Below are 10,151 nucleotides of genomic sequence, written 5' to 3' on the forward strand. Positions count from 1 at the left end.
GGAGGATTTTATGGATAAGATTTTTGAACAGTTGGACGGGCTTTTGGTTCGTTATGAGGAACTAGAAGAGTTGATGTCGGATCCTGAGGTTATCAGTGATACGAAACGTTACTTGGCTTTGTCCAAAGAAGAAGGCGGCATGCGAGATGTTGTGGCTGCCTATAAGAAATATAAACAGGTGCTTTCTGATATTAAAGAAAGCGAAGAAGTGCTTCGTGAGAGTAAAGACGAAGACATGGAAGCGCTGGCTAAGGAAGATCTGGAGGACTTGCAGAAGCAAAAGGCCGATCTTGAAGAGAAGATTAAGGTGCTGATGCTGCCTAAGGACCCGAATGACGATAAGAACATTATTATGGAAATTCGCGGGGCTGCCGGTGGTGACGAAGCGAGTCTTTTTGCTGGCGACTTGTTGAATATGTACATGCACTATGCGGAACGGCAAGGCTGGAAGGCGGAGATTGTTGATTCAACCCCTACTGAAGTCGGCGGTTATAAAGAAGTCGTCGTGATGATTACCGGTGACAACGTATACTCCAAGCTTAAGTACGAAAACGGTGCCCACCGCGTGCAACGGGTTCCAGTAACCGAAAGTGCCGGCCGGGTGCATACCAGTACCGCAACTGTTGGTGTCATGCCGGAATATGACGAGGTTGATTTGAAGATTGACCCTAAAGATATTCGGACGGATGTTTACCGTTCTTCCGGTGCCGGTGGTCAGCATGTCAACAAGACCAGTTCAGCGGTCCGGATGACCCATATTCCAACCGGGATTGTTGTTTCCATGCAAGACGAGCGTAGTCAGCAGGAAAATCGTGCCCGGGCCATGCAAATTTTACGGTCACGGGTTTATGACTATTACGAAACCGAAAATCAGGAAAAATACGATCAAAATCGTAAGAATGCGATTGGGACCGGTGATCGTTCCGAACGCATTCGAACCTATAATTACCCACAAAATCGGGTAACCGATCACCGTATTGGCTTGACGCTTAATAAGCTGGACCGCATTATGAATGGCGAACTGGATGAAATTATTGATGCGCTGATTGTCCACGATCAGGCGCAGAAGATGGAATCGCTCAATGTCTAAAACATATGCTGAGGCGCTCAAGTGGGCGTCTTTGTTATTGACCAAGCAAAAAGTTGATCCCGACGGCGCTCGGTACGTCCTCATGACACGCGCTGACTGGACGCCGAGCCAATTGATTTTGCATCGCCAAGATCCGATGCCGGATGCTGCCTGGCGTCAATTTCAGGCGGATGTTGCGCGATTGGCCAACTTTGAGCCGGCACAATACATTACCGGTCAAGCGCCTTTTTTTGGCACGATGTTTGCTGTGACCCCAGCGGTTTTAATTCCCCGATTTGAAACCGAAGAACTTGTTGCATGGGTTGCAGAGGAGCAAACGAATGCACAAACCGGCCTCGATATGGGGACAGGCAGTGGGGCGATTGGGTTAACCCTCGCCCGTCAGTTGCCACAAATTGACATGACGTTGAGCGAGGTTTCCCCGTCCGCTTTGGCTGTCGCGAAGCACAATGCCGCGGCACAGAAAGTGAACGTGCATTTTGTGACCAGTGATTTATTCAACCACCTGCCTGGACGCTTTGATTTTGTGGTGACCAATCTGCCTTACATTGCGCCTGAAGAAACCTCGGTGATGGATCAAAGTACGTTACGGTATGAACCCAAGTTGGCGCTGTTTGCTGATCATCATGGCTTGGCATTATTTGAACGGTTTGTCACTGAACTGCCGCAACATCTAAACCCGCATGGCGCAGCGTATTTGGAGTTTGGCTATCATCAGGAACCGGCACTGCGACAATTATTTGCTGAAAAGCTGCCGCAAGCTCAAGCAACTTTTCGCCGCGACATGGCTGGGCATCCGCGCATGGTCAAACTTCAATTTTAGGTTGCCATTGTCAGAAGAAGACACGTCATCTTTCAGCTCAAGTCCGATGATGTGGTATTTTAGTAAAAACGAACAGTCAATGGATATGGAGGCATCATTTTGGCAAAACGTTATCATGAATCAGATATTCCGGAAGCAGCAGCCGCTTTAAAACGTGGTGAGTTGGTCGCTTTTCCAACTGAAACGGTTTATGGGTTGGGAGCGGATGCGACTAATGTTACGGCGGTTAGTCAAGTTTATGCTGCTAAGGGGCGCCCATCGGATAATCCATTGATTGTGACGGTAGCCGATGCGGCAATGGTTAGTCAGTATGCCACGATTACCCCGGATGCGGCGAAACTCATGGACACCTTTTGGCCGGGGCCGCTGACGATTATTTTGAATATTTTGCCAGGGCGTTTGTCAATGAAGGTGACAGGCGGGTTGCAAACCGCGGCATTTCGCAATCCGGATGACGCGTTAACCCGAAAGTTGATCGCAACCGCTGGCGTGCCGATTGTGGGACCGTCTGCCAATACATCGGGCAAGCCAAGTCCGACAACGGCCGATCACGTGTTGCACGATCTAGCCGATAAAATTGCCGGCGTCCTTGATGATGGGCCAACCCGAGTCGGAGTTGAATCAACCATTATTGATTTAACCGTGACCCCACCAGCTATTTTGCGACCGGGTGCAATTGGACCGCATGAATTGGAACCGTTGCTTGGACCAGTCGACTCGGCGGCGCATCACGTAGGCAAAAACGAAGCACCGAAAGCGCCGGGGATGAAATACAAACATTACGCACCAGCAGCGCAAGTCGTTGTAGTGGATACGATTGATCAATTTGATGATGCAGTGGCGTGGGCTAAAAAGACGGGCCAAACTTTTGGACTTTTGGCAACGGATCCGATTCTTGCCCATTTTCCCGATGTGCCTAGTTACTCGTTGGGTCAAGATATTACCAGTGCTACACATGCCTTATTTGCCGGGTTGCGCTGGTTTGACTTACATCCGGACGTGACACTCGTGCTGGCTCAAGCCTTTAGCTACAGCGAATTAAGTGCCGCTTATATGAATCGACTGCTTAAATCGGCTGGGAACATGCACTATCAACCGAATATGCCAACGGATCGGTTTTGATTTGCTATAATATAGCCAACTGACAGCAACAAGTCGGTTGGCTATTTTTGTGAGCGTGAACCGGCGCGGTTAGGGATCGGAGTGTAAGCGGCCTCAGGCGTGATGGCCGGGTTTTGGCCATTGCGCCTGAGGTCCTTACACGCAGATCCCTGCGCCGGTGAACGCGTTATGATTAAGCGCAACGTGTTGGGGAAATCTAGTCAACGTGCTTTGGCATTTGCTAGTTTGCACGGGTTAAACGGCGATCATCTATCGATAGGTGGATGAATCGATTTTAAAAGGAGAGTGGTAGGCATGGATTTAATGGCGCATGATCCAGAAGTTTTCCGCGCAATTCACGAAGAAGAAGCGCGTCAGGAACATAATATCGAATTAATTGCTTCGGAAAATATTGTTTCTCCGGCAGTGCGGGCGGCACAAGGGTCGGTGTTGACGAATAAGTATTCTGAAGGCTATCCCGGTCATCGTTATTACGGTGGCAATCAATACATAGACGTGGTTGAAAATCTTGCTATTGAGCGGGCGAAGAAGCTTTTTGGTGCTGAATTTGCCAATGTTCAGCCGCATTCTGGTTCGCAGGCAAACATGGCGGCATATCGGGCGTTTCTTGAAGACGGCGATAAGGTTTTGGCCATGGACTTGACGGATGGCGGGCATCTCACCCATGGCAGTCCAGTCAGTTTTAGTGGTCAGGAATATCATTTCTACCATTATGGTTTGGACCCGAAAACAGAGCGCCTCGACTATGCCAAAATTCGCGAGCAGGCAGAACAAGTCAAGCCGCGTTTGATTGTGGCTGGTGCGTCCGCTTACAGTCGGGAAATTGATTTTAAAAAATTCCGCGAAATTGCTGATCATGTCGGTGCCTTTTTAATGGTTGATATGGCGCACATTGCGGGCTTGGTTGCGGCGGGATTGCACATGAATCCGGTGCCGTATTCAGATGTGGTCACGACCACAACGCATAAGACCTTGCGGGGACCGCGTGGGGGCATGATTTTGGCTAAGGCGGAGTATGGCAAAGCAATTAATTCAGCCTTGTTCCCCGGCATTCAAGGCGGACCACTGGATCATGTAGTGGCAGCTAAGGCGGTGGCATTAGGCGAAGCGTTGCAGCCGGCGTTTAAGACTTACGCGCAGCAGATTATTGACAACATGCATGCGATGGTGGCAGGTTTCAAGGAGGATGAACACTTACGCTTGATTTCCGGCGGGTCTGACAATCACATGGTCTTAGTCGATGTCACCGGTTACGGGGTCAATGGACGCCAGGTTCAGGACTTGCTGGATGAAGTCGATATCACCACGAACAAGAATCAAATTCCCGGCGAGCAAAATGGTCCGTTTAAAACCAGCGGCATTCGGGTCGGGACAGCTGCGATTACGACGCGTGGATTTACGCCAGAAGAAAGCAAACGCGTGGCAGAACTCATCAGCATGGCCATTGCGCATCGCGACGAACAACCGGTTTTGGATCAAATTCGGCAAGAAGTTCTTGCACTGACTGCCCGTCATCCCTTATCATAGATAGGGTTTGCAAACAAATGGTTCTCACAGGAGGCGCTTCATGGGTAAATTTACAGTTTTAAATCACCCGTTGATTCAGCACAAGCTTACGTTAATTCGCGACAAGCATGCTGGCACCAAGGAATTTCGCGAAATCGCTAATGAAATCGCGGAATTAATGGTGTATGAAATTACGCGGGATCTACCGCTTGAAAGTATCGAAATCGAAACGCCGATGGGCAAAACGGTTCAAAAACAGCTTGCTGGCAAGAAGCTTGCTGTGATTCCGATTCTTCGGGCCGGGCTAGGGATGGTTGATGGCGTCTTGCGGCTAATTCCTGCTGCAAAAGTCGGCCATATCGGTATGTATCGTGACGAAAAGACGCTAAAGCCGCACGAGTATTTTGTTAAGATGCCGCCGGATATTGACCAGCGTGATCTGATCATTGTTGATCCGATGCTGGCAACCGGGGGCTCGGCTAACATGGCCATTGAAGCGCTCAAAAAGCGTGGCGCTACTTCTATGCGGTTGGTAGTGCTGGTGGCGGCACCAGAAGGCGTTAAAGCAGTTCAGGCGGCTAACCCGGATGTTGATATTTATGCCGCTGCACTTGATGATCATTTAAATGAGAACGGTTATATTGTTCCTGGTCTCGGTGACGCCGGCGACAGACTTTTTGGGACAAAATAACATGATTTGGCATGTGGCCGTGCACATGCCTTTTTCATTTTTAGTTAAAATAATTTTTATGGTGCGTCAAGGCAGGGAGAATCTGTTGTCTGATGTGAAAACATGAGTGAAAAAGCCTCTATGGCGGCAAAAGTTTCTGCTTTTCTGGCTTTGTCTTTTCATCGAAATGGTGTTAGAGTAATGATTGTGTTTCAAGGGTATACCCTAGTATCAACGATTATCGAAGTCTCCGTAATCTTGCATCATCGGTTTGATGATACATACGATATGACGCCGCTTCAGTAAGGAGGTGAATTCTGTGAACGAACAATATCCCTCGATCAAGCTTTTCGGCTTAAATTTCAACCTGACCAATGACATTGGCGTATTGGTTTCGGCGATCTTGGTATTCTTACTGGTGTTTTGGCTGTCACGCAATTTGCAGATGCGGCCTGGCGCAAAGCAAAACATCTTGGAATGGATTATGAATTTTACGAACGGCATTGTGAAGGGTGCAATTCCCGGTTCACAACGGTACACTTTTAACCTGTTTGCATTTACGCTGTTCTTGTTCATTTTCATTAGTAATCAGATTGGGTTGTTCCTTGAGCTTGATATTGGCAAAGACACCTGGTTTCGTTCGCCAACAGCATCGCCTGTCATTACCATGACATTGGCCATGACAGTATTGGTTATTTCACATTATTTTGGGATTGTTTTTAAGGGTTTCAAGGGATATCTCAAGGGATATGTGTCACCGATCGGAATCCTGCTTCCAATCAACCTATTGGAAGAGTTTACGAACTTTATTACACTTTCCTTACGGTTGTATGGGAATATTTTCGCCGGTGAAGTTTTAGTTTTACTCATTAGGCAGCTTGCTTTTTCGGGCGGAGCGTTTAGTTTTGTTTCAGGGGTCTTGCTTGAGATCGTTTGGCAAGGCTTCTCAGTCTTCATTGGTAGTATTCAAGCGTACGTTTTCGTCACGCTTGGTATGGTTTATACGTCACACAAAGTTGTGTCCGAGTAATTAATTTAGGAGGAAATTTCATATGCAATTCATCGCTGCATCAATCGCCGCTGGCATCGCTGCTCTCGGTGCTTCAATCGGTAATGGGATGGTTATCAGCAAGACACTTGAAGGTATGGCGCGTCAGCCAGAAATGGCCGGGACCTTGCGTGGTACGATGTTCATCGGTGTTGGCTTGATCGAAGCTGTTCCGATTATTTCTGTTGTTATTGCCTTCATGTTGATGCTTCGTTAATTTTGAGTCATCAATAAAGAAGGGAGTGGCAAAAGATGAGTTTAGGTGACACACTCTTCACGCTCGTCACATTTTTGGTCCTGATGATCGCGGTCGGGAAAGTTGCTTGGAAGCCCGTCTCAAAGATGATGGCGGAGCGCCAACAAAAAATTTCCGGCGACTTGGATTATGCTGAAAAGTCCCGCAAAGATGCCGAGGCATTAGCGGCTAAGCGTCGAGAAGCGCTGCAACACGCCCAAGCCGATGCTGTTAAGATTGTCAATCAAGCTAAGGAAAATGGTGAAAAACAACGCCAATCATTGGTTGACGCTGCTAACACCGAAGTCGCTACGTTAAAGAAAAATGCGCAAGCGGACATTGACCAAGCGCGCAAAGACGCACTGGCCAGTGCCAAAAATGATGTGGCAGATTTAAGTTTAACCATTGCCCAGAAGCTGATTGGCAAGGAGCTTAATGCAGACGATCAAAAAGACTTGATCGACGACTATATCAAACGGTTAGGTGATGCAAATGGCAGTCACTAATCAAATGGTTGCACCGCGTTATGCTAAAGCGTTGTTAGAAGCGGCGCATGACCAAAATCAGGTGGAGACGGTTCATGAAGAGTTACAGGCGTTAGCGTCTGTATTCAAAGAAAATCCAACAATCCTGACAATTTTTGACAATGCCCGAATTTCAGCCGCAGACAAAGCCAACTTGTTGACAACTTTGACCAAGGATGCAAGCCCACTTGTTGCTAACTTGTTAAAGTTGACCCAACAGTATGGCCGATTCGGTGCATTACCGGCAATTATCACGACGTTTAATCGCGCCTATGATGATGAAGCCGGCATTATTGCAGCAACTGTGACGACTGCAGTTGCTTTGTCAGCCGACCAAGCCGATGCTTTACGCAGTTCTATTGCTGAGCGTTTTGGCATGAAATTGACCCAGCTTAAGCAAATCGTTGATCCAAGTGTGATCGGCGGTGTTCGCATTCAAGCTCGCGGTTCGGTTATTGATGGTACGGTCAAGCACCGCTTTGAGAAGATGAAAGCGGCACTGCTGGCAGATTAGAGATAAGTAAAGAGGTGAACCGGATGAGCATCAAGACTGAGGAAATCAGTTCTCTGATCAAAAAACAACTTGAAGGATATCAAGATGATTTGGCGGCTGAAGAAGTTGGCACTGTAACCTACATTGGTGACGGGATTGCCCGCGCCACGGGGTTGGAAAATGCCATGGCCAACGAATTGCTCCAATTTAGTAATGGCTCATACGGGATGGCGTTAAACCTTGAAACGAATGATGTCGGGATCATTATCTTAGGTGACTTCGATGAGATTCGCGAAGGTGACCAGGTTAAACGAACCGGTCGTATTATGGAAGTTCCTGTTGGGGAAGCCATGATTGGTCGGGTTGTTAACTCCTTGGGTCAGCCAGTTGATGGCTTAGGTGCGATTAAGACGGATAAAACCCGCCCAATCGAATTTAAGGCACCGGGGGTTATGCAACGTCAATCCGTGTCAGAACCTTTGCAAACCGGACTAAAAGCGATTGATGCCTTGGTTCCGATCGGCCGTGGTCAGCGTGAGTTGATTATCGGTGATCGGAAGACCGGAAAAACATCAATTGCGATTGATACGATTTTGAATCAAAAAGATCAAAATATGATCTGTGTTTACGTTGCGATTGGGCAAAAGGACAGCACGGTTCGTGCCCAAGTTGAAACGTTGAAGAAATATGGCGCGATGGATTATACCATTGTGCTAACCGCTGGCCCATCCGAACCCGCACCAATGCTATACATTGCGCCTTATGCCGGTGCGGCGATGGGTGAGGAATTCATGTACAATGGCAAACACGTTTTGATCGTGTATGATGACCTAAGCAAGCAGGCAACTTCATATCGTGAGCTGTCCTTGCTGCTTCGTCGTCCGCCTGGTCGTGAAGCCTATCCTGGGGATATTTTCTATACGCACAGTCGTTTACTAGAACGGGCCGCAAAACTAAGCGACAAGCTTGGTGGTGGCTCCATGACTGCTTTGCCTGTGATTGAAACCCAGGCAGGCGATATTTCTGCTTATATTCCGACCAACGTTATTTCAATTACGGATGGTCAGATTTTCCTGCAAAGTGATTTGTTCTATGCGGGCACACGTCCAGCGATTGATGCTGGTGCGTCTGTTTCTCGTGTCGGCGGTGATGCTCAAGTCAAAGCGATGAAGAAGGTTGCTGGGACATTGCGGTTGGATCTGGCATCCTTCCGTGAACTTGAAGCCTTTACGCAGTTTGGCTCTGACTTGGATGCAGCTACACAGGCAAAATTGAATCGTGGCCGTCGAACAGTTGAAGTGTTGAAGCAGCCGGTACACAAGCCATTGCCAGTCGAAAAGCAAGTGCTGATTCTTTATGCCTTGACCCATGGCTTCCTTGATCCAATTCCAATTGAAGATATTGGCCGTTTCCAAGACGAAATGTTTGATTTCTTTGATAGCAATGCAGCTGATCTGCTGAAGCAAATTCGCGATACCGGTAATTTACCGGATACCGATAAGCTTGATGCGCAGATTAAGGCGTTTGCTGGCGGCTTCCAAACAAGCAAACAACTTGCTGCAGCTAAAGGTTAAGGAGGTGCCGCATGGCTGAGTCATTAATGGATATCAAGCGCAAGATCGCTTCGACCAAGAAAACCGGTCAGATCACGCAAGCCATGCAGATGGTTTCCGGCGCCAAATTGAGCCAGATCGAAAAGCGTGCCAAGAAGTATCAAATTTACTCTGACAAAGTGCGCCAGATTGTGACTCATTTAGCTGCGGGTCAACTTCTTGAACTAGCTACTGCTGCGAATGATGACACTGAGACAGATAAGAATCAGGTCATTTCCGTTGCTAGCTTGCTTCAGAAGCGACCTGTCAAAAAGACGGGCTATCTTGTGATCACAAGTGATCGCGGATTAGTCGGCAGTTATAACAGCACGGTATTAAAAGCCATGATGCAGATGATTAAAGATGACCACGAAAGCCCTGACGATTACGTCATGATGGCAATCGGTGGTGTCGGCGCTGACTTTTTTAAAGCCCGCGGTATGAATCTGGCTTATGAATATCGTGGCGTTTCCGATATCCCGACTTTTAATGAGGTACGGGAGATTGTGAAAACTGCTGTGACCATGTATGACAACGGTGTCTTTGACGAGCTATACGTTTGTTATAACCACCATGTCAACACATTAACCTCTGCTTTTCGGGCAGAGAAAATGTTGCCAATTAGTGATTTGGATGTCAGTGAAGTTGAAGATACCAATGTTGAGTATCTTGTCGAACCTGATCTTGATGCCGTCTTAGATGCGGTGTTACCGCAATATGCGGAAAGCTTGATCTTTGGTGCGATCATGGATGCGAAAACAGCGGAGCACGCGGCTTCGACAACTGCTATGCGTAGTGCTACTGATAATGCCAATGATCTGATTTCACATCTGTCGACTCAGTATAACCGAGCACGACAGGCTGCGATTACGACCGAGATTACCGAAATTGTCGGTGGTGCGGCAGCATTGGAATAAATATTGCGTTTGTTGGCGCAGGGGGCTGTTTGTGAGGAGTTTGGTTGTAATGGCTGGAGTCGAGCCATCAAGTCTAGAGACACTTACATTCAGGACTCTAATGTGCCAGCTTATGCCCATAACGCGTTCAC

General features: G+C 47.9%; 12 protein-coding genes. All 12 read left to right on the forward strand.

Going from position 1 to position 10,151, the window contains the following annotated elements:
• The first annotated feature begins 10 nt into the window (after positions 1 to 10).
• The 12 genes from prfA (at position 11) to ACWP87_RS13330 (ending at position 10,020) form a co-directional block, all read left to right on the forward strand.
• Positions 11 to 1,090, forward strand: a complete 1,080-nt coding sequence (gene prfA / locus ACWP87_RS13275; protein WP_005684917.1) for a peptide chain release factor 1 — start codon at positions 11 to 13, stop codon at positions 1,088 to 1,090.
• On the forward strand, positions 1,083 to 1,913 hold the full coding sequence (gene prmC / locus ACWP87_RS13280; RefSeq protein ID WP_015764924.1) for a peptide chain release factor N(5)-glutamine methyltransferase: 831 nt from the start codon (positions 1,083 to 1,085) through the stop codon (positions 1,911 to 1,913). Before prfA ends, prmC begins: the two co-directional genes overlap by 8 nt.
• Before the next feature lie 99 nt (positions 1,914 to 2,012).
• Complete coding sequence (locus ACWP87_RS13285) at positions 2,013 to 3,035, forward strand: L-threonylcarbamoyladenylate synthase (protein ID WP_014569521.1); 1,023 nt, start codon at positions 2,013 to 2,015, stop codon at positions 3,033 to 3,035.
• 294 nt (positions 3,036 to 3,329) lie between these two features.
• Positions 3,330 to 4,562 carry a serine hydroxymethyltransferase gene (glyA, locus tag ACWP87_RS13290; RefSeq protein WP_005684912.1) on the forward strand — a complete coding sequence of 411 codons (1,233 nt, stop codon included), beginning with the start codon at positions 3,330 to 3,332 and terminating at the stop codon, positions 4,560 to 4,562.
• 40 nt (positions 4,563 to 4,602) lie between these two features.
• Positions 4,603 to 5,232, forward strand: a complete 630-nt coding sequence (upp, locus tag ACWP87_RS13295; RefSeq protein ID WP_005684911.1) for a uracil phosphoribosyltransferase — start codon at positions 4,603 to 4,605, stop codon at positions 5,230 to 5,232.
• A gap of 102 nt (positions 5,233 to 5,334) precedes the next feature.
• A complete protein-coding gene (locus tag ACWP87_RS13300; RefSeq protein ID WP_005713333.1) occupies positions 5,335 to 5,517 on the forward strand; it encodes a hypothetical protein in 183 nt (60 codons plus the stop codon).
• Positions 5,518 to 5,530: 13 nt separating this feature from the next.
• The gene (atpB, locus tag ACWP87_RS13305) at positions 5,531 to 6,241 is read left to right on the forward strand and encodes a F0F1 ATP synthase subunit A (RefSeq protein ID WP_014569523.1); all 711 of its coding nucleotides are present in this window, start codon (positions 5,531 to 5,533) and stop codon (positions 6,239 to 6,241) included.
• A gap of 22 nt (positions 6,242 to 6,263) precedes the next feature.
• Positions 6,264 to 6,476 (forward strand): F0F1 ATP synthase subunit C, encoded by a 213-nt coding sequence (gene atpE, locus ACWP87_RS13310; RefSeq protein WP_005684909.1) that lies wholly within the window; start codon positions 6,264 to 6,266, stop codon positions 6,474 to 6,476.
• Positions 6,477 to 6,511: 35 nt separating this feature from the next.
• Positions 6,512 to 7,000: a F0F1 ATP synthase subunit B gene (gene atpF / locus ACWP87_RS13315; protein ID WP_005684908.1), complete on the forward strand. Its 489-nt coding sequence runs from the start codon at positions 6,512 to 6,514 to the stop codon at positions 6,998 to 7,000.
• On the forward strand, positions 6,987 to 7,532 hold the full coding sequence (gene atpH / locus ACWP87_RS13320) for an ATP synthase F1 subunit delta (RefSeq protein ID WP_014569524.1): 546 nt from the start codon (positions 6,987 to 6,989) through the stop codon (positions 7,530 to 7,532). The genes atpF and atpH overlap by 14 nt, the downstream gene beginning before the upstream one ends.
• 23 nt (positions 7,533 to 7,555) lie before the next feature.
• The gene (gene atpA / locus ACWP87_RS13325) at positions 7,556 to 9,085 is read left to right on the forward strand and encodes a F0F1 ATP synthase subunit alpha (protein WP_005713769.1); all 1,530 of its coding nucleotides are present in this window, start codon (positions 7,556 to 7,558) and stop codon (positions 9,083 to 9,085) included.
• 11 nt (positions 9,086 to 9,096) lie between these two features.
• Positions 9,097 to 10,020, forward strand: coding sequence for a F0F1 ATP synthase subunit gamma (locus ACWP87_RS13330; RefSeq protein WP_005689005.1), 924 nt, complete (start codon positions 9,097 to 9,099; stop codon positions 10,018 to 10,020).
• Positions 10,021 to 10,151 lie beyond the last annotated feature (131 nt).

This window comes from Lacticaseibacillus sp. 22, from assembly GCF_055413445.1.

What these genes read in the sequence shown, in the direction of transcription:
- atpA (WP_005713769.1), top strand. Translation starts at nt 7,556, where the DNA reads ATGAGCATCAAGACTGAGGAAATCAGTTCTCTGATCAAAAAACAACTT.
- prmC (WP_015764924.1), top strand. Translation starts at nt 1,083, where the DNA reads ATGTCTAAAACATATGCTGAGGCGCTCAAGTGGGCGTCTTTGTTATTG.
- ACWP87_RS13330 (WP_005689005.1), top strand. Translation starts at nt 9,097, where the DNA reads ATGGCTGAGTCATTAATGGATATCAAGCGCAAGATCGCTTCGACCAAG.
- upp (WP_005684911.1), top strand. Translation starts at nt 4,603, where the DNA reads ATGGGTAAATTTACAGTTTTAAATCACCCGTTGATTCAGCACAAGCTT.
- prfA (WP_005684917.1), top strand. Translation starts at nt 11, where the DNA reads ATGGATAAGATTTTTGAACAGTTGGACGGGCTTTTGGTTCGTTATGAG.
- atpH (WP_014569524.1), top strand. Translation starts at nt 6,987, where the DNA reads ATGGCAGTCACTAATCAAATGGTTGCACCGCGTTATGCTAAAGCGTTG.
- atpE (WP_005684909.1), top strand. Translation starts at nt 6,264, where the DNA reads ATGCAATTCATCGCTGCATCAATCGCCGCTGGCATCGCTGCTCTCGGT.
- ACWP87_RS13300 (WP_005713333.1), top strand. Translation starts at nt 5,335, where the DNA reads ATGAGTGAAAAAGCCTCTATGGCGGCAAAAGTTTCTGCTTTTCTGGCT.
- glyA (WP_005684912.1), top strand. Translation starts at nt 3,330, where the DNA reads ATGGATTTAATGGCGCATGATCCAGAAGTTTTCCGCGCAATTCACGAA.
- atpF (WP_005684908.1), top strand. Translation starts at nt 6,512, where the DNA reads ATGAGTTTAGGTGACACACTCTTCACGCTCGTCACATTTTTGGTCCTG.